This window comes from Streptomyces sp. NPDC059247 (genome assembly GCF_042754005.1).
GTDB lineage: Bacteria > Actinomycetota > Actinomycetes > Streptomycetales > Streptomycetaceae > Streptomyces.
The window spans coordinates 65,198-90,284 of record NZ_JBHYZW010000004.1 but is presented as its reverse complement, the minus strand read 5'-3'; the positions used below and the strand labels follow the sequence as shown (position 1 = coordinate 90,284).

The window sequence follows — 25,087 nt, the reverse complement described above, 5'->3', positions numbered from 1 at the left end:
CCGGCCCGGCCCCGGCCCGCGCGTCACGGATGAGATGACACATGTAAGGGCGGTCCCTTTTCCGCTACCGCCCCGCAATTCCATCGCCCCATGATGGGGTCCGGCCCGCTGAGACGCGAGGACCGGAAAAGAAAAGCGAAGAGGCACAGGACGTTGTTCTCGAATTCTCGGAAGGTGCGAAATCATGGGGGTTGATGCGCTGGAGCGCACTGCCGTGAAGCCGGATTCCGACGGCCTGACGGGAGTGCGGCTGCACACACGGATGCCGGTCACACCGGTCTGGCTGGCCCGGTACGTCGTACCGGTCGCCCGCGCGCTGAACGAGGCGGGCGCCCCCGCCGTCCAGCTGCGCCGGGGGTGGCTCCACGGGCCGCACGTCGACATCCTCGCCCGGGACGCCGCCGGTGTCCCCGGCGGCGGCCCCGACTGGGACCGCGTCGCCCGCGACCTGACCGCCGGACCGCTCGACCCGCCCCGCGCCCTCACCGAGGAGACCTACCTCGACCAGGCCCGCGAGTTCGGGCGCCTGGAGGCCGTCCAGCCCCCGTACCTGCCGCTCCGCGAGCACGGCGCCGTCGAACGGATCACCTCCACCGACAGGGCCGCCTCCACAGACCGGACCGTCTCCGCCGAGCGGCCCGGCGGCACCGTCCGCGACCCGCGCCTCGACCGCTTCCGCACCGTCGTCCACGGCGCCCTCACGCCCGCCCTGCTCCGTACCGTCGACGACCTGGCGGGCGCCCCCGGCTCCGGCACGCTCCGCCTCGCCGAAGCCTTCGTCGCCCTCGCCGACACCCACACCCTCGGCCTCGGCTACGGCGTCTTCTCGCCCCGCTCCCACGTCGAGGCCTTCCTCGCCTGGGCCGCACCCACCAAGGACGTCCGGCCCGTCTTCCGGGACCGCCTCGCCAAGGACGCGCCCGCGCTCCGCCGGGTCGTCGAGCAGCGGCTGAGCGGCGAGGTCTCCGCGACCGCCGCCGCCTGGCGCACCGGACTCGCCTACGGAGCCGGGGCGCTGGAGAGCGCGGTCGCCGCCGGGACCCTCACCCTCGACCTCCTCGACGGCGCCACCGCGGGCCTCGACCGCTCCGAGATGGGCCCGCCCGGGGCCACCACCACCGTCCCGAGGGGCGAGCAGCCGGACAGCGACTTCCACCGGACCGTCGGCGCGGCCGGAGTGACCTCCTCGCCCTCCCCGTGGTTCGCCTCCTTCCGCCTCCTGACGAACCTCTTCTACGAGCAGCTCCCGCTGCTCACCGTCTCCCCGATGCAGCGCTACTACACCTGCTTCGCCGTCGCCGAGACGGTCGACGAGGTCCTCGGCGTCTCCTGGCGCGAGCGCCTCGCCGCCCGTGCGCCGGGCGCCCCCGCCGGGGGACCGAGCCCCGCCGCCCCCGCCCCGAGCGCCACCGCGCCGGGCACCGCCCCCGAGGGAGCCCTCCGATGACCGCCCCCGTGATCGGCACCCCGACGGACCTCCTCGGAGCCCCGGCGCCGGTGGCCGTACCCGTACGAGCGCCCGCCCCCGCGCGAAGGACGGCCCCCGCGCGAGAGACGGCCCCCGCCCCCGTACCGGCGTCGGCCCCCGCCCCCGAGCCTCTCTGGTTCCTGCGGGTCAACCCGCTGCGCCGGGCCCGGCTCGCCGATGCCGAGCTGCGCCGTCTGCTCGCCCTGGTCACCGCCTCCGAGCAGGCCCTCGCCACCGCCGCAGCGACCGCCTCTGACGAGCTGTACGAGCGGATCGGCGCCGCCGCCGACGACGCCGCACGACGCGAACTCATCGCCCTGCGCCGGTCCGTGCACAACGACAAGGCGCCGAAGGGGACCCCGGAGACCGCCGGCCCCGCGACCGGGGCGTGGCTCGCCTCCCGCCGGGACCGCGACCGCGCCCGCGCGGAGCTCGTCGCCCGCTACCCCGACGCCGCCGAACGCGAACGGGGCGTCCTCGCCGGACTCCTCGGCGACCCCGACCTGCTGCGCTCCCTCGCGCTCGTCGCCCCCGAGGTCCACCAGGAGGCGGAGCGCTACCGCGCCGCCGTCCACGCCCCCGGCAAGGTCCCCGCCAAGTCCCGCAAGTCCGAGCGCGGACTCATCCAGTACGTCACCCGCGCCATGGTCCGCACCAGCCCCCTCGCCCGCTTCACCGCCGTCGGCATCGCCGAGCCCGATCCGGGCGCGGCGGGGCCCGACGAGACCGGGTTCCCCGGCGCCACCGCCTTCCCCGGGCTCGACCGCGTGATGCTCAACTACGTCGTCGGCGGCCTGCCCGACCCCTCGGGTCTGCCCCTCGAACAGCTCTGGATCGGCCTCCCGCCCACCTCGGCACCCGACCCGGCCGCCGGGAAGCTCTTCTTCCTGAAGTCCGGACCCGAGGGGACGCGCCGCGCCGCCGTCTCCCTCAGCGGCCCCGCCGGAGACCTCCTCGACGCCGTCGGCATGGGCCCGCGCCCCTTCCCGTCCGTCGTCGCCCATGTCGCCCGGCGCTCCGGCCGCACCCCCGACGAAGCCGCCCAGGCCGTCCGGGGCGCCGTCGCCCAGGGCCTCCTCTGCACCTTCCACGAGGCCGAGGACGGCTCCGCCGACTACACGGCGCTCCTCTCCCCGGACGACCCGCGCCCGGCCACCCGGGAACTCACCGACCGCGTCAAGGCCGGACTGCCCGCCTTCACCGACGCGCCCGCCGCCGCCCGAGGCGCCGCCCTCGCCGAACTCCGCGGCGCCCTCGGCGAACTCAGCCACGCCGCCGGCCGCCCCGCGCACGTCACCGTCGAGGAGGACTACGTGATGCCGCCGCTCAAGGTGGCCACGGAACCCTGGAAGGAATCCCTCAAGGACCTCGGCCCGGCCGTCGAACTCCTCACCGTCTTCGACTGGCTGCACGACGTCCGGGTCCTCATGACCGCCGCGTTCGTCGAACGGTTCGGCCCCGGCGCCAACGTCCCCCTCGCCGAACACGCCCCGTTCGTCGTCGGCGAGGTCTCCCGCCGCGCCGCCGCCATGGCCGCCGTCTACGGCCCCGACGGGCCCGGCGACCCCGCCGCGCTCAAGGGCATCGGCCCCGCCGACGGCTCCCTCGAACGCGTCTACGAGATCCGCCGCGAGGTCACCGAAGCCGTCCACGCCCTCATCGGACAGGCCGTCGCACGCGGCGACGACACCCTCCGCATCAGCCCCGCCGAGGTCGCCGGACTCACCGCCGCCCTCCCCGAACGCTTCCGCCGCGACCCGCTGATCTACGGCGTCCTGCTCCAGCGCGGCGACGGCCACCTCGTCCTCAACGACGGCCTCCCCGGCCACGGGATGCTCTACGCCCGCTTCCTCGACGCCGACCGGCGCCTCGGCGGCCGGGCGCTGCCCCGCCTCGCCGAGCACGTGCGCCGGGTGTACGGCCACGACGGCGCCCGCGTCACCGAGGACCTGGGCCTGCACCGGCTCAACGTCAACGCCCACGCCCCCGTCCTGCCCGGTGGCCTCACCCCCGACGACTGGTTCGGACTGCGGCTCGCCCACGACCCGGAGACCGACTCCCTGCGCGTCGAGGACGCCGACGGCACCCCGCTGCGGGTCCTCCCGCTCGGCACCGGCCACCCCGGCCTCTTCCCGCCGCCGCTCTCCGTCGCCTCCGGCCTCGCCATCAGCGGCCGGCTCTTCAACGCCCTCCCCAACAGCTGGCACGCCGCCACCCCCTGGGACCGGTCCGGCACCCGCACCGCGCCCCGCATGGCCGTCGGCGACGTCCTCATCGGCCGCCGCCGCTGGTACGGCGGAGAGGAACTGGGCACCGCCCTGGCCGCCGGACCCGAGGAGCACGACCGGCTCCTCGCCCTCACCGCCTGGCGCGCCAGACACGGCGTCCCCGAGGAGGTCGTCGTCAAGACCGTCCCCGAGGACGAGGGCCCGCTCTCCGTCGGAGCCCCCGACATCCAGTCCAAGCGGCTCCAGCAGAAGCCCCAGTACGTGGACCTGAGCAGCGCGCTCGGTGTCCGCGTCCTGCCCCGGATGCTGGAACGGCGCGGCGCCGACACCGGCGGCAGCTACCTGGAGGAGGCGCTGCCCGGCGTCGTCGACGGCACCCACGCCACCGAATGGGTCGTCGAGGTCGGCCGGGCCCCCGGCGGCCGTTTCACCTACCACCCCACGACCGAGGCAGAGGAGCGGTGACGATGCTCAGGACACGCCCCGACCTGCACTACGCGCCCGTACCCGGCGGCGTCTACTTCAGCGGCGCCCGCGCCCAGTTCGTCCTGCGCGGCTCCGAGGTGCTGCACGCCGTCGCCCAGGGCTGCGTCCCGCTCCTGGAGAACGGCACCGACGAGGACGCCCTCGTCGCCGGGATCGGCACCGAACGCGCCCGCCCCGCCGTCCGCCTCCTCGTCGACAGGCTCCGCGAGAACGGACTGCTCCTCGACCCGGCCGCGCACACCGCGCCCGAGCCGTCCCCCGAGGTGCGGCGGGCCCACGCCGAGTCCCTGGCCCGGCTCGAAGGACTCCTCGACGACCCGTACGGGGCCTTCGCCCGGCTGCGCGCCGCGACCGTCCTCGTCACCGGCCCCGGGACCGCCACCGGTCCCGCCGCCCGAGGACTGCGCAGGGCCGGGATCGGCACGGTCCTCACCGCCCCCGACCCGGACCGCGTCCCGGACGCGGTCCTCGACATCCGGGAGGACGACCGGGACCCCGGAGCCCCGGACACCCGGACGGGCCCGGACACCCGGACGGGCCGGGAGGACCGCGCGGGCGGGGCGCCCGCCGCCCTCGTCGTCCCGGTGCGGCTCGGCGGCTCCGGCGTCACCCTCGTCGGACCCGCCGTCACCGCCACCGGACCGGACGCGGGCCCGGCCTTCCGCGACCGGGCCCGCGCCTGGGCCGCCGCCGACGGCACCGCGCCCGCGCCCCGCCCGGTGGCGGACGCGCTCGCCGGAGCCCTCGGCGCCCAGCTCCTCGTCGACGTCCTCACCGGTACGGCGGCCCCGGGCGAGGCCCATGTGGTGCACGGGACGGACCTGGTCTCCGACCGGGTCACCGTCGAGGGAGCCCATCAGGCGGCCGCGCCCGGCCGACCCGGCTCCCCCTCCGACGCCCCGCGCCCGACCGGCGACGGGACGGCCGGGACCGTGACCGGCGACGGCACGTCCGTACGGCCGACCGGCTCCGTCCGGCCGACCGGCGCCGACGCCTCCGTACGGCAGACGAGCGGCGAGCCGGTCGAGCCGGTCGAGCCGGTCGGGCCCGCCGGGCCCGTCCGCCCGTCCGCCTTCGCCCGGCCGACGGGTGACGGCACCACCGTCCCCGTACCGCCGACCGGCGACGCCCTCCCCGCACCCACACCCGCTCACGGCGACGGTCCCGGACCCCACACCCTCGCCGCCGCGCCCGCCGACCCCCGGCCCGAGCCGGACGGGGCGCGGGAGGCCGCCGCTCCGCTCGGCGCCCGCTGGACCGGGCCCGTCGCCCTCGGCGAGGGCGCCGACCTGCCCCAGATGCCGCTCGCCCTGCGCGCCGCCACCCCCCGCACCACCACCGGCGGCACCACGACCACGGTCCTCGCCTGGGCCGCCCACCAGGAGACCGCCACCGTCGCGGCCTGCCTGGCGGCCCTGCGGACCCTCATCCCCGGGGCTCCCACCCCGGCGGCCGGTCCGCACGCCCACATCCCCGGGGCCCCCACCCCGGCGGCAGGGCTCACCAGGGAACACTGGCTCCTCGACGGCGCGCTGCGCCTGCTCGCCCAGGAGGCGGAACCCCTCGCGACGACCGTCACCCCGCACGTGCCGCCCGCGGCCCTCCCGGCGGGCGCTCCCGCCGGGGCCGCGGGCGGCGGGGCGTGCGCCGCGCTCGACCCCGAGGGGCTGCGCGTCCTCGCGGGCCTGCGGACCCTCCTCGCCGACGAACCCGCCGTACGGCTGCTCGCCGTGCCCGGTCTGGACTGGCGGCTCGCCGAGGTGACCGCCGACGGCGCCGTCCTCGGGCGCGGCTGGGGCGCCGACGCGGCGGAAGCCGCCCGCACCGCCCTGTGCACCGCGCTCGCCCGCACCCAGACCACCGGCGCCGACGGAACCGTCGACCCGCTCTCCACCGACGCCCTGCTCTTCGCCGACCGCGCCGCCCTGGACGCACTCCGCGCCCGGCTGGCCGCCCGCTCCGGCACCGGCTACCGGGGCGAGGCGACGCGGTACGACCCCGTCCTCGGCGAACTCCCCTTCTGGTACGGCCCCGTGGAGGCCCACGATGCCCACTGACACGCTCACCCGCGCCCCCGCCCTCGCGCTCGGTCCCGGCTTCGCCGCGCACCCCGCCGACGAGGACTGGAAGTCCGTACTCGCCGCGCTCGCGGACCTGGCCGCCGCCCTCCCCGGGGTCACCGTCGCCGTCGACCGGGGCTGGCACCTCGACTGGGAGCGGGACCGCCTCGCCGGGGCCACAGCCGAGGGCCTGGCCCACCTCTCCGTGCGGCTGCGCGCCGACGAGGTCCTCGTCGGACCGCTCAGGACGCCCGGCACGGACGCGGGCTGCGCGGGCTGCGCCGAGGTCCGCGACCGGACCGTCCCCGACCACCCGCTGGCCGGTGACCTCCGGTACGCGACCGCCGCCCCCGGCCCCGGCGCGCCGCTCCTGCCCGAACTGCTCCGGGCGGCCCTGGAGCACCTGGCGGGACGGCCGCTCGGCCCCGGCGAACTGTTCGCGGTCTCGCCCGGCGGTCTGCGCCGCCACCGGATCGCCCGCAGCTTCCACTGCCCGCTGTGCGGCCCCGCCCACGACCGCCTGGACGGCACCACCACCCCGGCGCCGCTGGCCCTGACCGGCCGGCCCGCCTTCCCCGACGACCCGACCCGCACCGCCGCCAGCCGCCTCGTCGAACGCGGAGTGCTCCAGGACCGCCTGGTCGACGACCGCTTCGGACCGGTCCGCGCGCTCCTCCGCGAGTCCCGCGCCCCCTTCGCGATGAGCATGGCCGTGGTGCCCGACGCCCCGGCGATGGGCCACGGGCGGGCCCGGACCTTCGCGGAGACCGGCCCGGTGGCGATCCTGGAGGCGTACGAGCGGCTCGCGGGCTTCCCGTACGACGTGCCCGTCCTCACCGGCCGCTCCTACGCGCGGGTCGCGGACCACGCCGTGGACCCCGCCGGGCTCGGGCAGTACACCGCCGAGCAGCTCGCCCACCCCACCAGCCGGGCCACCCCCTTCGACGCGGACACCCCGATGGACTGGGTGTGGGGCCACGACCTCGCCGACGGGCGCCCGCTGCTCGTCCCCGCCGACCACGCCTTCTACCAGTACGAGTACAACCACCGCAGGGACCGCAGGGCCGCCCGGCTGGCCGGGACGCCCGGCCGCAAGCACTACTTCTACGAGTCGTCCAGCGGCTGCGCCGTCGGCGCCAACCTCGAAGAGGCCGCCCTGCACTCGCTGTTCGAACTGGCGGAGCGGGACGCGTTCCTGCTGTCCTGGCACCGGGCCGCGCCCCTGCCGGTCATTCCGAACGACCGCCTCACCGACCCGACCAGCCGGGCCATGATCGAGCTGATGGAGTCGCGGGGCTTCGACGTGCACCTGCTCGTCGCCACCCAGGACATCGGCCTGCCGGTCGTCTGGGTCCTCGCGGTGAACCGGCTCAACCCCTTCCCCGCCACCTTCTCCTCGGCCGGTTCCGGCGCCGACCCGCAGTCCGCGATCCGGGGCGCCCTGCGCGAGGTCGCCCAGCTCGTCACCAACCCCGTCGACTGGACCCGGGAGACCGTCGAGCCGATGGTCGCGGACCCGTGGCTGGTGCGGGAGCTGGAGGACCACGTCCGCTTCTCGTCGCTGCCCGAGACCGCCGTCCGCGCCACCGCCGCCCTCGGCGGACCCCGGGTCACCCTCGAAGAGGCGTTCCCCGGCTGGCCCGGCCGGATGGACCGGGGCTCCGGCGGGGACGTGCGGGGCGCCCTCGACTTCGTGCGCGGACTCTTCGCCGACGCCGGTCTCGACCGGATCGTCCTCGTCGACCAGACGAGCCGCGAGCACGCCGACGCGGGCATCCACGTGGCCCGCGCGGTCGTCCCCGGCATCGTCCCGATGTGCTTCGGCCACGCCCAGCAGCGGCTCGCCGGTCTGCCCCGGCTCACCGCCGCGCTGCGCGGCACCGACCAGGAACACCGGGCGTTCCCCCTCGACCCCCACCCGTTCCCATGACGACCTCCCCACCGAGGGCACAGGACCGCACGGCCCCGGACCAGGACAGCGGGGCCCCGGCCCAGGACCGTGGCCTTCGGGTCTCGGCTCCGGTCCCGGGCCACGGCCTTCGGGTCCCGGCTCCGGCCCCGGTCGTCCGGGTCCCGGTCCCAGCTCCTCCGGTTCCGGGTCCGTCCCTCCCGGCCGCAGACTCACTCCGGGCCCTTCCGGCCTCGGCCCAGGTCTACGCTTCTCCGGCTCCGGACCAGGCTCCGGACCAGGCTCCGGACCAGGCTCCGGACCAGGCTCCGGACCAGGCTCCGGACCAGGCTCCGGACCACGCTCCGGACCAGGCCCTTCGGATCCCGGACCCGGACCACGGCCTTCAGACCCCGGCCCTTCGGGTCCTGGTCCCGGGCCACGGCCTTCAGGCCCCGGCCCTGGCCCCGACTCCGGCTTCGACCCCGGCCCAAGCTCCTTCGGCTTCGGCCCTCCCCCCGACGCCGCCGTCCGCCCCCCGCGCGGTGGCGCCCCGGCGCGCCCCGGTGGACCTGCCGGGTCCCGACGGGGACAACAGCATCGCCCGCGAACCCCTCTGGTACGCGTACGGGGCCGGGGACGACGCCCCCGAGGCGCCCCCGTGGACCTGGGTGCCGCAGCCCCCGCCCGACACCCACGTCCCGCCCCCGTCCCCGCGCGGGGACGGCCCGCGCACCACCCTGCCGCTGGGCACCCACGACCGCCTCGCGGCCCTGCCGTACCCGGGCACGCGCCCCGGCGACGCGGCCGGACCGCCCGGTGGCGTGACCGCTCACGGCCCCGGTGACGCGGCCGGACCACTCGGCCCCGCGACCGCTCACCGCCCCGGCGACACCGCCGGATCTCCCGTCGGCGCCACAGCCCACCGCCCCGGCGCCCCGACCCCCGGGCCCCTCGCCGGGACCCCCGGCGCCCCGGCCCCCGGCCCCTCCGCCGAGCCCCTCGGAATCCGCCTCGGCCGCGCCCTCGTGACCGCCTTCGGGCCGCAGCGCAGGGAGCCCGAGAACCCCTACAACGACCACCGGCCGTACGCCTCGCCGCGCTGCCTCTTCCCCGTCCACGCCTTCGTGGACGGAGGCGCGGGCCAGCCCTGGCGGCTCCTGGAACCGGACCGGCACTCCCTCACCGGCACCCCGGAAGGGCCCGCCGGGAACATCGTCCTCACCGGCCGCTACACCAGCGTCCCGGCCGCGTACCAGTGGTTCCGGGGCTCCCTCGTCGCCCTCGAACTCGGCTTCACCCTGCGGGCGTTGAGCCTGGGCCTCGAACTCTTCGACGTGCCCGCGCGGCTGCGGCTGCCCGGCCCGGACGCCCACGCGCTGCTGCCCGCCCTGGGTCTCGACGACCCCTGGGCCTGGTCCCTGCCCCTCGTCGTGGAAGCGGAAGCGGAAGCGGAAGCGGCAACGGCAACGGCAGCGGACGACGCCGGTGGCGGGGCCGATACGCCGCTCCCGCCGTGCGCCCCGCTCTCACCGCGCGCCCCGCTCCCGCCGCGCGCCCCGTCCCTCCCCACCGACCCGCCCGAGCGCCTCACCCGCGCCGACCCCGCGCTCGCGGAACTCATCCGCGTCAACCGGGGGCAGACGTACGGGAGTCCGCCGGTCCCGCTGACCACCGCCGTCCCCCCGGGGCTCGGCCCCTCCGCGACCGTGCCCGACTGGGCCGAACTGCTCTGGCGCCGCCACTCCGGACGGATGCCGCGCGCCCTCCACGGCATGACGGGACGCCGCCGCGCGGTCCCCGCCGAAGCCCTCGACAGCGCCGCCCGCTGGCTCTCCGTACCCCCGCCGGGTCCCGAACTGGCTGCCGCCTTCGACCTGTTGAAGGTCACGGCGGCCGTCCGGGGCGTCGAAGGGAGCACGGACGGCGTGCACCGGCTCCAGGGCGGCACCGCGCACCTCCTGCGCGCCGCCCCGGACGTCCCCGGTCTCCTGGAGGAGCGGTACGGATACGGCGTCTCGCCCGTCAACGGCTGCGGCATCCGCCACGCCCCGCTCACCGTCTTCCTGTCGGTGCGCGTCCGGGAACTGTTCGAACGCCTCGGCACCCCGGGCTGGGGCGCGGTCCAGCACGCCGCCGGATGGGCCGCGCACGGGCTCTGCCTGTCGGCCGCCGCCTCCGGCCTCTTCGCCCGCCCCGTGCGGGCCTTCCAGGAGATCCCCACCCAGCGCGTCCTCGGCCTGGACCCCGACGAGATGATCGTCCTGTCCGTGGTGGTGGGAGTGCCGCAGGACACCGGCGGCGCGCTGCTCGACCTCAGACTCTGAAGGAGCGACCCGTGACCCCGCCCCACCCCCCGAGCGCGACCCTCGCCCCGGCCCCGGCCACCCCCGAGCCCGCCCCGGAACCGCCGACCGGATGGACCGCCTGGCACCTGCACCTCGGCACCGCGGCCCGGTCGGCCCACGACCGGGCCGTCACCGATGTCATCGGGCCCACCGTCCGCGAACTCGCCCCCGGCACCCCGTGGTTCTTCATCCGCTACTGGCAGGCGGGCCCCCATCTGCGGCTGCGCGTCGGCGGGCTCGACGACCCGGCGAAGGCCCGCGTCGAGGCCGCCCTCACCGCCCGTCTCGCGGTGGCCGGGGCTCCGGCGTCCGGCGAGGAGCCGCTCGACCCCGCCGCCTACCGTGGTGCCGCCGAGCGGCTCGCCGCCGCGGGCGAGACCGGCGAGAACACTTCGGTGAAGACCCTGCTGCCGCCCGGCGTCCACCGGGCCGCCTACGAGCCGGAGCACGACCGCTACGGCGGTACGGCCCTGATGCCCGCCGCCGAGTCCCTCTTCACCCTCTCCAGCTCCCTCGTCCTCGCCGCCCTGCCCCGGATCACCGGCGAGCGGCAGCGGGCCGGTCTCGCGCTGCGCGGCACCGTCGCGGTCGCCGCCGCCCTGGGGAACCCGGCCGAAGCCGCCTTCTACTACGCCCACGGGCTCGGCGCCTGGCGCGCCTGGGCCGCCGACGCCGGACACCCGGCCGCCCTCCTCGACGCGGTCACCCGGGTCGAGGGCGGGGTCGCGGTCGATCCGGCCGCCCACGGCCCCTTCACCGGCTGGCACGACCGGATCGCCGCCCACGCGGACGAGATCCGGGCGCACTCCCCGGCCCACCCCGGCATGGTCCTCTTCTCGCACGCGCACATGCTCCACAACCGGCTCGGTCTGAGCCTCCTGGAGGAGCTGCGCACCTACGCGGTCCTGGCCCACGCCTTCCCCGTACCGCACGGCACCGCCGCCCCCGTGGTGCCCGTCCCCTGACCCCCGCCCCCACGGGGAGTCACGAAAGGCCCGGCCGGTTCCCCGGCCGGGCCTTTTCGTGGTGCTCGTGACGCGCCCGTCCTACTCGGGGCGCGGGTCCCAGCGGAAGCTGCGGACGGCGATCAGGGCGCCGACGACACCCCAGGCGGCGAGGACCGCGAGGTCCTTCCACTGGAAGCCGGAGCCCTCGACGAACAGCGCCAGCATGGCGTCGTTGAACGGCTTCACGGGCAGCAGGCCCGCGAGGGTGTTGAGGAACTCCGCGTGGATCGGGAAGTAGCTGCCGGAGATGAAGACCAGCGGGAACTGGATGAACTGCACGACGGCCGGGGCCGCTTCGGAGTTCTTGATCAGCGAGGCCACGCCGACGCCGAGCGCGCAGAAGCTGGCCGCGCCGAGCACCAGGGTGAGCAGCACCGCGCCCCAGTTGGTGGGCAGCTCCACGCCGTACAGCGCGCCGATGCCGAAGACGAGGGCGACGTCCACGACGCTGACGACGACGCAGTGCACCAGCAGGCCCGCGAAGTACACCCAGGCGGGCAGCGGAGTGGCGTGCAGCCGCTTGAGGATCCCGGTCTGGCGGCGCATCGCGAGCACGATCGCCAGCTGGCCGTAACAGGCGCCGAGGACGGACACGGCGGCGATCACCGGCGTGTAGTACTGCATCCCGGTCAGGCCGAAGAAGAAGTCCTCGCCCTGGCCGCCGCTGAACACGGCCCCGAAGATGCCGATGATGACGATCGGCAGCACGAAGGTGAACACCATCGACTGCGGATTGCGCCAGAACGACAGCTGCTCGTAACGGATCTGATGGCCCAGCAGGGCCAGCGCGCTCCGTTCGCGCGGTGTTTCGGCGGGGCGCGCGGCGGTCGCCGGGGCGGTGTCGGTGGTCGGGGGGATCAGGGTGGTCATGAGCGGCTCCGTCCGGGTCGGCGGCCTCGTCCCGCGGGCGCCCGGTGCTCCCGCTCGGACGACGGCGAGGAGGCTTCCTGCTGTACGTACTCGCTGGTCAGGCTCAGATAGACGTCTTCGAGGGTGGGCTGTTCGACGGTCAGCCGCTCCAGCGGGGTGCCCCGGTCGAGCGCCCAGCCGGTCAGCCGGTGCAGCGCCGCCGTCGGCTCGGTCGTCTCGGCTGTGACCAGGCCGTCCTCGACGTCGCTCACGGCCAGCGGTACGTCGGTGAGCGCGGCGCCCGGCGGCAGCGCGAACCGGACGCGGGTCTTGGCGCTGTCCCGCCCGCCGAGGGTGTCCGGCGTGCCCGAGGCCACGATCCGGCCCTCGGCGATGACCACGACCGAGTCGGCGAGGGCCTGTGCCTCGTCCATGTAGTGGGTGGTGAGGACGATGGTCGTGCCGTCGTCGCGCAGGTTGCGCACGACGTCCCAGGCGCCGCGCCGGGCGTTCGGGTCGAAGCCGGTGGTCGGCTCGTCCAGGAACAGCAGCCTGGGCCGGCCGACGACGCCGAGCGCCAGGTCGAGACGGCGCTTCTGGCCGCCGGACAGGTCCTTGACCTTGGCGCCCTTCTTCTCGTGCAGACCGACGAGGTCGAGGAGTTCGTCGACGTTCCGCGGGTCCGGGTAGTACCCGGCGTTGCGGGCCACGGTCTCGCGCACCGACAGGTACGGCTCGACGGCGATGTCCTGGAGGACCAGCCCGACCTGGCCGCGCAGCCACTGCCCGTCGGCCTTGACGCCGGGGTCGCGCCCGAGGACCTCGACGCGTCCGCCGTCGCGGTCGCGGAAGCCCTCCAGGATCTCCAGGGTGGTGGTCTTGCCCGCGCCGTTCGGCCCGAGCAGGGCGAAGATCTCGCCCTCGGCGACGGTGAAGTCGATGCCGCGCACGGCCTCGTGGTCGCCGTACCGCTTCTGCAGGCCTTCCACGGCCACCGCGGCGGTCACCGCGGTCCCTCGGCTCGTGTCACTGTGTGCTCCCGGTGTGGTGGTGGGACGTGGTGGGGTCGCGGCCCGCGGACGGACTCCGGGGCGCGGCCTCGACGTTAGGCGCGGGGCGGGGCCCCGGACGGGCGCGCGGGGGCGGCGGTGACGGACGTCATGGAAGCCGCGACAGTTGTCAGCGCGGGCCGTGACCCGCGTTGCCGGGGGCCCCGGGGCCGCTCCATGCTCGGGTTGCGGCGGACGGCCGGGCGGCGGGGCACCGCGCCCGGCGACGCCGGAGGTGCCGACACGGCAGCGACGCGGAAGGCGGTCTCAAAGGTGCGGTTCGGGGATCTGGACGAGTGGGGGACGGAGGAGCGGCCGCACGTCTCGGTGGTCGGCGCCGGCATCGGCGGCCTGACGCTGGCCGGTGCGCTCTCCTCCCTGGGCGTTCCGTACACGGTGTACGAGCAGACGCGGCGGCTCGCGGAGGTGGGCGCGGGCGTCCAGCTCTCGCCCAACGCGGTACGGCCGCTGCTGCGGCTCGGTCTCGGGCGGCTGCTGCGCGAGCGGGCCGTGGCGATCGACGCCATGGAGGTGCGGGGCTGGAGCGGACGGCCGATCGCCCGGACGCCGCTGGGCGCGGAGTGCGAGCGGATGTTCGGGGCCCCGTACTACACGGTGCACCGGGCGCACCTCCACGACGCCCTGCTTTCGCTGGTCGACGCGGGCAGCCTCAGGCTCGGCGAGCGGCTGAGCGAGGCGCGGGAGACCCCGGAGGGCCCCGACGGCGTCCGGCTGACCTTCGAGGACGGCACGGTCCGGGGGGCGGACCTGGTGGTCGGCGCCGACGGCATCCACTCCACGGTCCGCGAGGCGTTCCGGCGCGACGCGCCGGAGTTCGCCGGGCTCGGCATCTACCGGGGCCTGGTCCCGGTGGACCGGCTGCCGGACGCGGCCCGCGCGCCTCTGGTGCGCCTCTGGCTCGGTCCGGGCGGGCACTTCGTGTGCTATCCGGTCGCGGCGGGGGAGTACCTGAGCTTCGCGGCGACCGTGCCGATGGCCGCTTCGCCGGGCGAGTCCTGGTCGGTGCCGGGCGACCCGGAGGAGCTGCGGCGGGTGTTCGGCGGCTGGACGGGCCTGGTCGCGGACGTCGTCGGCGCGGTGGAGTCGACCCTCCAGTGGGCGCTGCACGACCGTCCGCCGCTGGACGTGTGGTCCTCCCGGCGGATGACGCTGCTCGGCGACGCGGCGCACCCGATGCTGCCGTTCATGGCGCAGGGCGCGAACCAGGCGGTGGAGGACGCGATGGACCTGGCGGCGTGTCTGGCCGGTCCCGCGGCGGCGACGACCGGGGCGCGGCTGGACCGCTACCAGGCGCTGCGGATCCCGCGCACGGCGGAGATCCAGCGCGGTTCGCGGGGCAACGCGGGCATCCTGCACCTGCCGGACGGTCCGGCGCAGCGGCGCAGGGACGCCGGGATGGCGGTGCACGCGGCGCTGCGCGACCGGGCGACGCTGTACGCGCACGAGACGGGCCGGAGCGTGGTGCCGCTCCCGGTGTGACGTCCGCCTCCCGGCAGGGCGCCGTTCCTGGTGTGGCGTCCCCTTCCGGCAGGGCGCCGTTCCTGGTGCGGCGTCCGCCTTCCGGAGGTTGGCCTAGACCTATTGTGTGTCCCTGTCCGTGACGGTACGTTCGTCCCGGCCGCGCAGCCGAACACCCGTCGCGACGCACCACGACGCAACGCACCACGACGCAACGCACCACATCGCAACGCAACGCACCACATCGCATCGTCACGCATCCCGCCGGGGCATCCCGGCGTTTCAGGAGGACATGCCATGTACCGTCGCATCGCGGCCGCGCTCGCCACCGCGGCCACCGCCGGAGCCCTCTCGCTCGGCACCGTGGGCACCGCCGAGGCCGCGGGCCCCGGCTTCTACGCCCGCAGCCACCACGCGTCCTACGCCGACTGCCAGGCGGCGGGCGTCGCGGGCAAGCCCATCTGGGGCGCGCTCTTCCTCTGCGAGTCCTTCGGGCCGCCCCGCCCGGACGTCTACGTCCTCTGGGTCCGCCCCTGACGAGGGCGCCCGGCCCCGGATCGCTCCGGGGCCGGGCGCCGCACGGGGGCACGGGGCCCTCGCCGCTCGATCGACGTCCACCGGGAGACCGCCTCGCGCGGTCTCCTTCGTCGTGCCCGGCCCCGGGGCCGGTGTCGTCGAGGCGGTTCCGCTCAGGCGCAGCTGATGATCAGGCTGGTGACCGCGGTGCAGATGCGGGACGCGGAGTCGTTGGCCGGGGCGGGGTCGGCGGGGCTGCTGGTGACGCGGGTCGCGGTGACCTTGTAGGGGGTGGCGAGGCTGAGGAGGGCGACGGGGACGGAGAAGTGACGGGTGGTACTGGCCCCGGGGGCCAGTTCGCCGACGGTGCAGACGGCCCGGCCCGAGGCGAGCGCGCAGTCGGGGCCGGTGGTGCCGGTGTGGACGGGCAGGGTGGCCGCGACGGTGGCGGAGGTGAGGGTGCCGGGGCCGTTGTTGGTCAGGGTGAGGGTGTAGTCGATGCGGCCGTTGAGGAGGCCGGGTACGGGGGTGGCGGCCAGCCGCACCCGCAGGTCGGCGCCCGACGGCCCGGTGACGACGACACCGCTGGGGCCCGCGCCCACGGGGACGCCGGTGGCGGTACCGGTGGCGGTGTCGATCGCGGACGCGGTGGCGGAGCCGCTGTCGGCGGTGTGGGCGAGGGTGCCGTCGGGGGACACCGCCACGTCGACGGGGTTGCTCCCCACGGTGGTGGTGGAGGTGAGGGCGCCGGTGGCGGTGTCGATGGTGGAGACGGCCCCGGTCTGGCTCCGGGTCACATAGGCGCGGGTGCCGTCGGGGGAGACGGCGACGCCGTAGGGGAGACCGGGGACGGTGAGGGAGGCGGTGACGGTGCCGGTGGCCGTACCGATCACCACGACGGAGTCCGAGTACGGGCGGGTGACGTAGGCGCGGGTGCCGTCGGGGGTGACGGCGATGTCCTGGGGGAAGCCGCTGAGGCCGATGGTCGCGGTCACCGTGCCGGTCGCGGTGTCGAGGACCGAGACGGACTGGGAGGCGTAGTTGGTGACGTAGGCGCCGGTGCCGTCGGGGGTGACGGCGACGCTCTGCGGGTCGCTGCCGACGCCGACGGTCGCGGTCACCGTGTCCGTCGCGGTGTCGATCACCGAGACGGTGCCGGAGCCGCTGTTGACGGCGTAGGCGCGGGCGCCGTCCGGCGAGACGGCGATGCCCTTGGGGCTGTCCCCGACGCCGATCGTGGCGGTGACCGACAGGGTGGCGGCGCTGATGACCGAGACGGAGTCGGCGTTCGCGTTCGTCACGTAGACGCGGGAGCCGTCCGGGGACGCGGCCACGTTGCGGGGACCGTCCCCGACGGCGACCGTCGCCGTGACGGTCCCGGTCCCGGTGTCGATCACGGAGACCGTGTCGTCGCCGTGGTTCGCGACGTACGCGAGTGCCCCGCCGGACAGCGCGGCGGCCGGGCTCCCGGCGGCGCGGGCGGGCGAGGCACCGGCGGTGAGCGTGGTCACGAGCAGGGCGCAGGCACCGGCCGCGGGAACCCCGCGACCGAGGGCTCTTCGGACGCCGGAGGTGATCGACGAGCGCATGAGGGGTTCCTCCCCATCGGGCCACGCGCGGACGGCGCGGGCGGATCGACATCGGCCCGCCCACGACCACGGGGAACGTCCCCGGACGCGCACGGACACCGGACGACGTCCGTGGGACCCCGGAGGCGGGCGTCCGGTACACCTGGGACAGGATGCGAGGGACCCCAGCCCCGGACAAGCACGCGAACCAGCCACCCACCCCCTGGCCGGAACCCGCCCCGCGAAACGGCGAAGGCCCCGCCCGGCGCCGGAAGAACCGGAAACGCCGACCGGGGCCCGAAGGGGAAGCCCCCTGACCGGGGCCGCCCGAGGGGAGACCTCAGCACTCGATGATGTTCACCGCGAGCCCGCCCCGCGCCGTCTCCTTGTACTTGACGCTCATGTCCGCGCCCGTCTCCTTCATGGTCTTGATGACCTTGTCGAGGGAGACCAGGTGGCTGCCGTCGCCGCGCATCGACATCTTCGCCGCCGTGACCGCCTTGACCGCCGCCATGCCGTTGCGCTCGATGCACGGGATCTGCACCAGGCCGCCGACCGGGTCGCAGGTCAGGCCCAGGTTGTGCTCCATGCCGATCTCGGCCGCGTTCTCCACCTGCTCGGGGGAGCCGCCGAGGACCTCCGCGAGGGCGCCCGCCGCCATCGAGCAGGCCGAGCCGACCTCGCCCTGGCAGCCGACCTCGGCGCCGGAGATGGAGGCGTTCTCCTTGAAGAGCATCCCGACCGCGCCCGCCGCGAGCAGGAAGCGGACGATGCCGTCGTCGTCGGCGCCGGGCACGAAGTTCGTGTAGTAGTGCAGGACGGAGGGGATGATCCCGGCCGCGCCGTTCGTCGGGGCGGTGACCACCCGGCCGCCCGCCGCGTTCTCCTCGTTCACGGCCATCGCGTAGAGGGTGATCCACTCCATCGCGTGCGCCGCCGGGTTCCCCTCGGTGCGCAGCTTGCGGGCCGAGTTCGCGGCGCGCCTGCGGACCTTCAGACCGCCGGGCAGGATGCCCTCGCGGGACATGCCGCGCGAGACGCAGGACTGCATGACCCGCCAGATCTCCAGGAGGCCCGCGCGGATCTCGTCCTCGGTGCGCCAGGCCTTCTCGTTCTCCAGCATCAGGGAGGAGATCGACAGGCCCGTCTCCCTGGCGAGCCGGAGCAGCTCGTCGCCGGTGCGGAAGGGGTACTTCAGATGGGTGTCGTCGGGGATGATCGGGTTCTCGCCCGCGACCGCGTCCTCGTCGACGACGAACCCGCCGCCGACCGAGTAGTACGTCTTCTCCAGGACGAGGCCGCCCTCGGAGTCGTACGCGAAGACCGTCATCCCGTTGGCGTGGTACGGCAGGGCCTTGCGCCGGTGCAGGATCAGGTCGGCGTCGAAGTCGAAGGGGACCTCGTGCGCGCCGAGCAGGTTGATCCGGCCGCTCTTCTTGATCCGCTCGAACTCCTCGTCGGCGCGCTCGACGTCGACGGTGCGCGGCGAGTTGCCCTCCAGGCCGAGGAGGACGGCCTTGGGGGTGCCGTGGCCGTGGCCGGTCGCGCCGAGGGAGCCGTACAGCTCGGCCCGTACGGAGGCGGTGTGGGAGAGCAGGCCCTCGTTCTTCAGACGGCGGGCGAACATCCGGGCCGCGCGCATCGGCCCCACCGTGTGGGAGCTGGACGGGCCGATGCCGATCGAGAACAGGTCGAAGACCGAGATGGCCACGGAAGGACTCCTTGGGGGGCTAGACGCCGTTGTCTGCCGGGGTGGAGCAGAGAAGCGCGGGAAAAGGGGGCGTACGGGGACATGGAGTGGGGCACCGCGCTCACGGTCCAGTGTGCGCGGTGCCCCGAAGATTCGTACGAACGGAAGGGTACGAAACTACTTCAGGCCGGGGTACAGCGGGTGCTTGTCCGCCAGGGCGGTCACCCGGGCCTTGAGGGCTTCGGCCTTCTCGCTGTCGAAGCCGGGCTTCAGGGACTCCGCGATGATGTCGGCGACCTCGGTGAAGTCCTCGGCGCCGAAGCCCCGGGTGGCGAGCGCGGGCGTGCCGATGCGCAGACCGGAGGTGACCATCGGCGGGCGGGGGTCGTTCGGGACGGCGTTCCGGTTGACCGTGATGCCGACCTCGTGGAGCCGGTCCTCGGCCTGCTGGCCGTCGAGCTCGGAGTCGCGCAGGTCCACCAGGACCAGGTGCACGTCCGTGCCGCCGGACAGCACGGAGACGCCGTGCTCGGTGACGTCGTCCCGGACCAGGCGCTCGGCCAGGGCGCGGGCGCCGTCCACGGTGCGCTGCTGGCGCTCCTTGAACTCCTCCGAGGCCGCGACCTTGAAGGAGACGGCCTTGGCCGCGATGACGTGCTCCAGCGGGCCGCCCTGGAAACCGGGGAAGACCGAGGAGTTCAGCTTCTTGGCGAACGCCTTCTTCGCCAGGATGATGCCGCCGCGCGGGCCGCCGAGCGTCTTGTGCGTGGTGGAGGTCACCACGTCCGCGTACGGCACCGGGTTCGGGTGCAGACCGGCGGCGACCAGGCCCGCGAAGTGGGCCATGTCGACCCACAGGTAGGCCTCGACCTCGTCGGCGATCCGGCGGAACTCGGCGAAGTCCAGCTGGCGCGGGTAGGCGGACCAGCCCGCGATGATCACCTTCGGGCGGTGCTCCTTGGCGAGGCGCTCGACCTCGGCCATGTCGACCAGACCGGCCTCGTCGACGTGGTACGCGACCACGTCGAACTGCTTGCCGGAGAAGTTCAGGCGCATACCGTGGGTCAGGTGACCGCCGTGCGCCAGGTCCAGGCCGAGGATCGTGTCGCCGGGCTGGGCGATGGCGAAGAGGGCGGCCTGGTTCGCGGAGGCGCCGGAGTGCGGCTGCACATTGGCGTACTCGGCACCGAACAGGTCCTTGACCCGGTCGATCGCGATCTGCTCGGCGACGTCGACGTGCTCGCAGCCACCGTAGTAACGGCGGCCCGGGTAGCCCTCGGCGTACTTGTTGGTGAGGACGGAGCCCTGCGCCTCCATGACGGCGACCGGAGCGAAGTTCTCCGAGGCGATCATTTCGAGGGTGGACTGCTGACGGCGGAGCTCGGCGTCGACGGCTGCGGCGACGTCCGGGTCCAGCTCGTGGAGGGGAGTGTTCAGAAGCGACATGAATCGATCCCTAAGGGTCTCGGGCCCGGTCTTCAGTTCCCGGCGGAGAACGCGGCGTACGCGTCGGCGGTGAGCAGTTCGTCCGGCTCGCCCTCGACACGCACCTTGAACAGCCAGCCACCCTCGAACGGAGCCGTGTTCACCAGGGACGGGTCGTCCACCACGTCCTGGTTGGACTCGACGATCTCGCCCGTCACGGGGGAGTACAGGTCGCTGACCGACTTCGTCGACTCCAGCTCGCCGCAGGTCTCGCCCGCGGTGACGGTGTCGCCGACGGCGGGAAGCTGGGCGTAGACGACGTCACCGAGCGCGTTGGCGGCGAACTCGGTGATGCCGACGGTCGCGACGCCGTCCACGGCGTCCGACAGCCACTCGTGCTCCTTGGTGTAACGCAGCTGCTGGGGGTTGCTCATGGCCTGATTCTCCTGGATCGGGGGAGTGCTGATGAACGTGGGTCTTGCGGGATGAGACGAGAAGTGAGACGGCCGCGTCACTTCTGGCGCTTGTAGAAAGGCAGGGCCACGACCTCGTACGGCTCGTGGGCGCCGCGGACGTCCACGCCGACGCCCTCGGTCCCGGGCGTGGCGTGCGCCGCGTCGACGTACGCCATCGCGATCGGCTTGCCGAGCGTCGGGGACGGGGCGCCGGAGGTGACCTCGCCGATGACCACGCCGTCCTTGACGACGGAGAAACCGGCGCGCGGGACCCGGCGGCCCTCGGCGATCAGACCGACGAGCTTGCGCGGCGGGGTGGTCCCGGCGCGCTCGGCGGCCTTCTCCAGCGCCTCACGGCCGACGAACCGGCCCTCGTTGCTGGTCTTCTCGAACTTCACGACCCGGCCGAGCCCCGCGTCGAAGGGGGTCAGGGAGGTGGTCAGCTCGTGGCCGTACAGCGGCATACCCGCCTCCAGGCGGAGCGTGTCGCGGCAGGACAGACCGCAGGGGATCAGCCCGACCGGGGCGCCCGCCTCGGTCAGCGCCCGCCACACGCCCTCGGCGTGCTCCGGCTTCAGGAACAGCTCGAAGCCGTCCTCGCCGGTGTAGCCGGTACGGGCGATCAGCGCGGGCACGCCCGCGACCGTGCCGGGCAGCCCCGCGTAGTACTTCAGCCCGTCCAGGTCGGCGTCGGTGAGCGACTTCAGGATGCCGGGGGACTCCGGGCCCTGGACCGCCAGCAGGGCGTACGCGTCGCGGTCGTCGCGCACCTCGGCGTCGAAGCCCGCCGAGCGCTCCACCAGCGCGTCGAGCACGATCTGGGCGTTGGAGGCGTTGGCGACGACCATGTACTCGGGGGTCTCGGCCGAGCCCAGACGGTAGACGATCAGGTCGTCGAGGATGCCGCCGTCCTCCTGGCAGATCATCGTGTACCGGGCGCGCCCGACGCCCACCGTGGAGATGTTCCCGACCAGGGCGTGGTCGAGGAGCTCCACGGCCTGCGGACCCGTGACGGTGATCTCGCCCATGTGGGAGAGGTCGAACAGACCGGCCCTGGTGCGGACCGCGAGGTGCTCCTCGCGCTCACTGCCGTAACGCAGCGGCATGTCCCAGCCCGCGAAGTCGGTCATGGTCGCGCCCAGCGAACGATGCAGGGCATCGAGGGCGGTCAGGCGGGGGGCAGAGGTCATGGGGTGGCTCCCGGGTCCCAAGGGCGTGATAGGTGACGAAACACATGACGGCGAGGACGTCCTCCCCATCTGTCATGGAACCTGAGAGGTTCACCGAGAGCATCTCGTCACCGAGAGATCGGCTTGCACCTTGGGTGGGGACACGGCAGGGTGTCCCGCTTTTCAGATCTGCCTCATCCACGCGGTACGGGGCCTGAGAGATTCAAGGGAGGGTCTTGCTCCTTCGGCGCCCGGACGCCTGAGCGTCCGGAACTCTCCCGCGCGGATTCGAACGGCCGGTATGCGGTTGTAAGGGCGGCGGTGCGCTGTGGGGCGACGGCCCGCCCGGCGGGCACATCATTGCACGCGGGCCCGTCCCGGCAAATCGCTTGTGTCTCATTACCAGTTCTTTACACTTCTTGGGCAAGGGTCTCCTTGAGACCCGGCAGGGGGGAGAAGCGATGAGGTTCCAGCACACCGGCGCGTACGCTCCGAGTACGGGAATACCGTCACAGCGGGCCCGCGCCCGGACCCGGAGGGGCCGGCTCCTGCGGGACCTGCGCGAGCGCGGCGGTCGCGGCCCCCGCGCCCTCACCTTCGCGGCGGGCGACCTCGTCGTCGTCTCCGGGCTGCCCGGCAGCGGCAAGTCCACCCTCATGAAGCGCGCCGCGGAGGGCAGCGGCATCGACTCCCAGGACACCCGCGAGCGCTGGGAGGCCCGGATGCCCCGCCTGCTGCCGTACGCCGTCTACCGCCCGCTGGTCCGCCTCGCGCACTACGCGGGACTCCGCGCCGCCCTGCGCTCCGGCGGCGGCGTGGTCGTCCACGACTGCGGCACCCAGTCCTGGGTGCGCGGCTGGCTCGCCCGCGAGGCCCGCCGCCGGGGCCGCGCCCTCCATCTGGTCCTCCTCGACGTCACCCCCGACACCGCCCGCGCCGGACAGCGCGACCGGGGCCGGGGCGTCTCCTCGTACGCCTTCGCCCGGCACCGGCGGGCCGTCACCCGGCTCGTCACCTCCGCCGAGTCCGGCCGCCTCCCGCACGGCTGCGCCTCGGTGACCCTGCTCGACCGGGACGCCGCCGACGCGCTCCGCAGGATCGGCTTCGGGGAGGCCGTCTGACGGCTGCCCGCGTTTTCCCCTCCGGGGCGTTTCCAGGGCGTCTCCGGGATGTCTCCGGGGCGCCTCCTGGGGGTCCGTGCCGGTGCCGGACCGCCCGTGCCCGGGGTGCGGCTCGGCTTCCGCGTCCGCCCGGCTCCGGCCCGCGTCCGCCCGGCTCCGGCCTCCGCCCGGCTCCGGCCCGGGGCCGCGCCGCGTCCCGCCCGCGTCCGCCCCGGCTCCGGCCTGTGCCCCCGGCCCGCCGTCCGCCCGCCACGCGTCCGTCGTCCGTGTCCCGGCGGCCCGCCCCCAGGCCCCCTCCCCAACCCCCTCCGTCCGTCGTCCGTGTCCCGTCCTCCCCACGTTCCGTACCCTTTGGGCCACGGCGCCGCGAGGGCGGCGTTAGGGTGCTGGCGGGCCCGCCGGCACGGCGGAGCCGGGCGAGAAGGGGAAACGGGACCGTGGACGTGACGTGGCCGGGCAACGAGCTGGAAGAGGTCCTCGCCGCCTCACTCGGCGATCCCGGGGCCGGAGCCCGCCTGGTCGAGGTCCTCGGCCGCAGCCCCGTCTGGGTGCCGCTGCCCAACGGCGGCGGCCCGGAGAACGCCGACCTCGACCTGCCCACCCTGGAGATCGACGGCGCGGCCTACGTCCCCGTCTTCAGCTCCGAACAGCAGTTCCTCTCCTGTGTCGGCGGCCACATGTCCTTCACCGTCGCCCCCGCCCGCGAGTTCGCCCGGGGCCTGCCCCCGCAGCTCGGCATAGCGGTGAACCCCGGCGGCACCGTCGGCGTCCCGCTGCCCCCGCCCGCCGTCGCCGAACTCTGCCGGACGGGCCGCACCCCGCTCGACGGCCCCGCCGCGGGCGGTCGCGTCCGCCTCTTCGAGCCCGACTGGCAGGACGACCCCGTCGACTTCCTCTCCGCCGCCTCCGCCGAGTTCGAGGCCACCGGGGTCGTCGTCTCCGCCCGCCGCGCCCTCGCCAGCGTCGAGGGCACCGAACCCGCCCTCTTCGTGGGCGTCCAGCTCGCCGGCTGGGACGGCGTCGACCGCAACGCGCCCCTGGACGCCCTCGGCCGCGCCCTCGGCCGGGTCGAGGTGGCCTGGCCGGTCAACCTCATCCTGCTCGACATGGCGCAGGACCCGGTCGGCGACTGGATGCTGGAGCGGGTCCGCCCCTTCTACCAGCGCGCCGCCGTGTGACGGACGGGCTGTTTAAGCTGAACTTCTCACGGCCGGACTTCGCGCGGCCGGACTTCGCACAGCAGTCCTCCGCGCGCCGGGGACGGCCGCAGGACATACGCACGACCGACGTGGTGACGGAAGAGGGGCGGGAACCAGGGTGAGCGCGTCAGGCACCGCCTCGGCCGAACAGATCGAGCACATGCTGCGCCAGGTGGCACCCGGACGCTACGACGCGTACGAGCAGCTGCTGCACGCCCTCGCCGACGGCGAGCTGCGGATACTGCTCTGGCACGGCACGCCGGGATCGGCCGACGCCCAGTACGGGAACATGGAGGTGGACGGCCACGGCTACGCGCCCTGCGTCACCTCCGACCGGGAGCTGGCCGCCTCCGGCTGGCACCGCGCCCACGAGCTCGTCACCGGCCGGGAGATCGCCCGCGCCCTCTACCCCGACCGCTGGGGAGTCTGGCTGAATCCGCACGCCCCCGGCGGCGGCGTCGGCATCCCCTGGGCCGATCTGCGCCGGATCGCCACCGGGCTCGACCGGATGCCCGCCGGGCCGCTCCGGATCACCGAACCCACCCTGGAAATGCCGCAGTTCTACGCCCAGCTCACCCAGAACGCCCACCGCACCCCGGCCGTCCGGGCCCTGCGCCGGGGCTGGGTGCAGCCCGCGCTCGGCTCCCCGTACCTCGTCATCGGGCTCGACCTCTACGACGGTTCGGCCGCCGCCGTCGACACGGTCCGCGCGATGATGCGCCAGTCGATCGGCACCGTGCCCGAGGGGCTGCCCGTCTCCACGGTCGCGCTCTCCGACGCGTACGACCCGGTGGCGCTCTGGCTGCGGGCGAACGGACGCCCCTTCTACGACCGCGAGGCCCACGCGGGCCAGGGTCCCGCCCCCGTCCACGGCTACGGCTATCCGCCCCCGGCGCCGTCCGGATACTGAGACGCACCACGCGACGCGTCCCGCCCCACCGGCCTCCGGAGTTCGCTCCGGAGGCCTTCTTTCGCCCCAATTACGCCAGCGGAAAGCGCACTTGGGTCCACATGTCCGATTGGGGGGAAGAGGCCCCGAGATGGTCCGCTCACATGACCCTGACGTCCGGATAACGGAAGTC

The 25,087-nt window shown here is 75.0% G+C and carries 18 protein-coding genes and 1 riboswitch; of the genes, 11 read left to right on the top strand and 7 right to left on the bottom strand.

What is annotated here, in order from left to right; all coding sequences use genetic code 11:
• Positions 1 to 184: 184 nt before the first annotated feature.
• The 6 genes from ACFXGN_RS10350 (at position 185) to ACFXGN_RS10325 (ending at position 11,443) form a co-directional block, all read left to right on the top strand.
• Entirely contained in the window at positions 185 to 1,447 is a 1,263-nt protein-coding gene (locus ACFXGN_RS10350) for a hypothetical protein (protein WP_384856102.1), read from the top strand.
• Positions 1,444 to 4,161, top strand: coding sequence for a lantibiotic dehydratase (locus ACFXGN_RS10345; RefSeq protein ID WP_384856099.1), 2,718 nt, complete (start codon positions 1,444 to 1,446; stop codon positions 4,159 to 4,161). Before ACFXGN_RS10350 ends, ACFXGN_RS10345 begins: the two co-directional genes overlap by 4 nt.
• Positions 4,162 to 4,163: 2 nt before the next feature.
• Positions 4,164 to 6,239 carry a hypothetical protein gene (locus ACFXGN_RS10340; RefSeq protein WP_384856096.1) on the top strand — a complete coding sequence of 692 codons (2,076 nt, stop codon included), beginning with the start codon at positions 4,164 to 4,166 and terminating at the stop codon, positions 6,237 to 6,239.
• Complete coding sequence (locus ACFXGN_RS10335) at positions 6,229 to 8,172, top strand: TOMM precursor leader peptide-binding protein (protein WP_384856093.1); 1,944 nt, start codon at positions 6,229 to 6,231, stop codon at positions 8,170 to 8,172. The genes ACFXGN_RS10340 and ACFXGN_RS10335 overlap by 11 nt, the downstream gene beginning before the upstream one ends.
• A 524-nt stretch (positions 8,173 to 8,696) precedes the next feature.
• Positions 8,697 to 10,457: a hypothetical protein gene (locus ACFXGN_RS10330; protein ID WP_384856091.1), complete on the top strand. Its 1,761-nt coding sequence runs from the start codon at positions 8,697 to 8,699 to the stop codon at positions 10,455 to 10,457.
• 11 nt (positions 10,458 to 10,468) lie between these two features.
• Positions 10,469 to 11,443 (top strand): thiopeptide-type bacteriocin biosynthesis protein, encoded by a 975-nt coding sequence (locus tag ACFXGN_RS10325; protein WP_384856088.1) that lies wholly within the window; start codon positions 10,469 to 10,471, stop codon positions 11,441 to 11,443.
• Positions 11,444 to 11,524: 81 nt separating this feature from the next.
• On the opposite strand, the gene ACFXGN_RS10320 is transcribed toward ACFXGN_RS10325, so the two are convergent.
• Positions 11,525 to 12,355: an ABC transporter permease gene (locus ACFXGN_RS10320; RefSeq protein WP_384856085.1), complete on the bottom strand. Its 831-nt coding sequence runs from the start codon at positions 12,353 to 12,355 to the stop codon at positions 11,525 to 11,527.
• Positions 12,352 to 13,341 (bottom strand): ABC transporter ATP-binding protein, encoded by a 990-nt coding sequence (locus ACFXGN_RS10315; protein ID WP_384856082.1) that lies wholly within the window; start codon positions 13,339 to 13,341, stop codon positions 12,352 to 12,354. The genes ACFXGN_RS10320 and ACFXGN_RS10315 overlap by 4 nt, the downstream gene beginning before the upstream one ends.
• Positions 13,342 to 13,560: 219 nt before the next feature.
• On the opposite strand from ACFXGN_RS10315, the gene ACFXGN_RS10310 reads away from it, so the two are divergent.
• Together ACFXGN_RS10310 and ACFXGN_RS10305 are read left to right on the top strand one after the other, a co-directional pair.
• On the top strand, positions 13,561 to 14,883 hold the full coding sequence (locus ACFXGN_RS10310) for an FAD-dependent monooxygenase (protein ID WP_384856079.1): 1,323 nt from the start codon (positions 13,561 to 13,563) through the stop codon (positions 14,881 to 14,883).
• Between the two features lie 276 nt (positions 14,884 to 15,159).
• Complete coding sequence (locus ACFXGN_RS10305; RefSeq protein WP_384856077.1) at positions 15,160 to 15,399, top strand: hypothetical protein; 240 nt, start codon at positions 15,160 to 15,162, stop codon at positions 15,397 to 15,399.
• Positions 15,400 to 15,551: 152 nt separating this feature from the next.
• Here ACFXGN_RS10305 and ACFXGN_RS10300 read toward each other — a convergent pair whose 3' ends face one another.
• The 5 genes from ACFXGN_RS10300 to gcvT form a co-directional block, all read right to left on the bottom strand.
• On the bottom strand, positions 15,552 to 16,967 hold the full coding sequence (locus ACFXGN_RS10300; protein ID WP_384856074.1) for a beta-propeller fold lactonase family protein: 1,416 nt from the start codon (positions 16,965 to 16,967) through the stop codon (positions 15,552 to 15,554).
• Positions 16,968 to 17,286: 319 nt separating this feature from the next.
• Positions 17,287 to 18,657: an L-serine ammonia-lyase gene (locus ACFXGN_RS10295; protein WP_384856072.1), complete on the bottom strand. Its 1,371-nt coding sequence runs from the start codon at positions 18,655 to 18,657 to the stop codon at positions 17,287 to 17,289.
• Between the two features lie 156 nt (positions 18,658 to 18,813).
• Entirely contained in the window at positions 18,814 to 20,082 is a 1,269-nt protein-coding gene (gene glyA, locus ACFXGN_RS10290) for a serine hydroxymethyltransferase (protein WP_384856069.1), read from the bottom strand.
• 32 nt (positions 20,083 to 20,114) lie between these two features.
• Positions 20,115 to 20,495 (bottom strand): glycine cleavage system protein GcvH, encoded by a 381-nt coding sequence (gcvH, locus tag ACFXGN_RS10285; protein WP_351788512.1) that lies wholly within the window; start codon positions 20,493 to 20,495, stop codon positions 20,115 to 20,117.
• A gap of 77 nt (positions 20,496 to 20,572) precedes the next feature.
• Entirely contained in the window at positions 20,573 to 21,706 is a 1,134-nt protein-coding gene (gene gcvT / locus ACFXGN_RS10280) for a glycine cleavage system aminomethyltransferase GcvT (protein ID WP_384856066.1), read from the bottom strand.
• Positions 21,707 to 21,878: 172 nt separating this feature from the next.
• Positions 21,879 to 21,976: riboswitch (glycine riboswitch) on the bottom strand.
• A gap of 170 nt (positions 21,977 to 22,146) precedes the next feature.
• On the opposite strand from gcvT, the gene ACFXGN_RS10275 reads away from it, so the two are divergent.
• The 3 genes from ACFXGN_RS10275 (at position 22,147) to ACFXGN_RS10265 (ending at position 24,915) form a co-directional block, all read left to right on the top strand.
• Entirely contained in the window at positions 22,147 to 22,806 is a 660-nt protein-coding gene (locus tag ACFXGN_RS10275; RefSeq protein ID WP_384856064.1) for an AAA family ATPase, read from the top strand.
• 437 nt (positions 22,807 to 23,243) lie between these two features.
• Positions 23,244 to 23,984, top strand: a complete 741-nt coding sequence (locus ACFXGN_RS10270; RefSeq protein ID WP_384856061.1) for an enhanced serine sensitivity protein SseB — start codon at positions 23,244 to 23,246, stop codon at positions 23,982 to 23,984.
• A gap of 139 nt (positions 23,985 to 24,123) precedes the next feature.
• Complete coding sequence (locus ACFXGN_RS10265) at positions 24,124 to 24,915, top strand: enhanced serine sensitivity protein SseB C-terminal domain-containing protein (RefSeq protein ID WP_384856060.1); 792 nt, start codon at positions 24,124 to 24,126, stop codon at positions 24,913 to 24,915.
• The last annotated feature ends 172 nt before the right edge of the window (positions 24,916 to 25,087 follow it).

Excerpts from the sequence above, each read along its gene's own strand:
- ACFXGN_RS10310 (WP_384856079.1), top strand. The coding sequence starts at position 13,561 with ATGCTCGGGTTGCGGCGGACGGCCGGGCGGCGGGGCACCGCGCCCGGC.
- glyA (WP_384856069.1), bottom strand. The coding sequence starts at position 20,082 with ATGTCGCTTCTGAACACTCCCCTCCACGAGCTGGACCCGGACGTCGCC.
- ACFXGN_RS10350 (WP_384856102.1), top strand. The coding sequence starts at position 185 with ATGGGGGTTGATGCGCTGGAGCGCACTGCCGTGAAGCCGGATTCCGAC.
- ACFXGN_RS10320 (WP_384856085.1), bottom strand. The coding sequence starts at position 12,355 with ATGACCACCCTGATCCCCCCGACCACCGACACCGCCCCGGCGACCGCC.
- ACFXGN_RS10335 (WP_384856093.1), top strand. The coding sequence starts at position 6,229 with ATGCCCACTGACACGCTCACCCGCGCCCCCGCCCTCGCGCTCGGTCCC.
- ACFXGN_RS10305 (WP_384856077.1), top strand. The coding sequence starts at position 15,160 with ATGTACCGTCGCATCGCGGCCGCGCTCGCCACCGCGGCCACCGCCGGA.
- ACFXGN_RS10275 (WP_384856064.1), top strand. The coding sequence starts at position 22,147 with ATGAGGTTCCAGCACACCGGCGCGTACGCTCCGAGTACGGGAATACCG.
- ACFXGN_RS10300 (WP_384856074.1), bottom strand. The coding sequence starts at position 16,967 with ATGCGCTCGTCGATCACCTCCGGCGTCCGAAGAGCCCTCGGTCGCGGG.
- gcvT (WP_384856066.1), bottom strand. The coding sequence starts at position 21,706 with ATGACCTCTGCCCCCCGCCTGACCGCCCTCGATGCCCTGCATCGTTCG.
- ACFXGN_RS10340 (WP_384856096.1), top strand. The coding sequence starts at position 4,164 with ATGCTCAGGACACGCCCCGACCTGCACTACGCGCCCGTACCCGGCGGC.
- gcvH (WP_351788512.1), bottom strand. The coding sequence starts at position 20,495 with ATGAGCAACCCCCAGCAGCTGCGTTACACCAAGGAGCACGAGTGGCTG.
- ACFXGN_RS10345 (WP_384856099.1), top strand. The coding sequence starts at position 1,444 with ATGACCGCCCCCGTGATCGGCACCCCGACGGACCTCCTCGGAGCCCCG.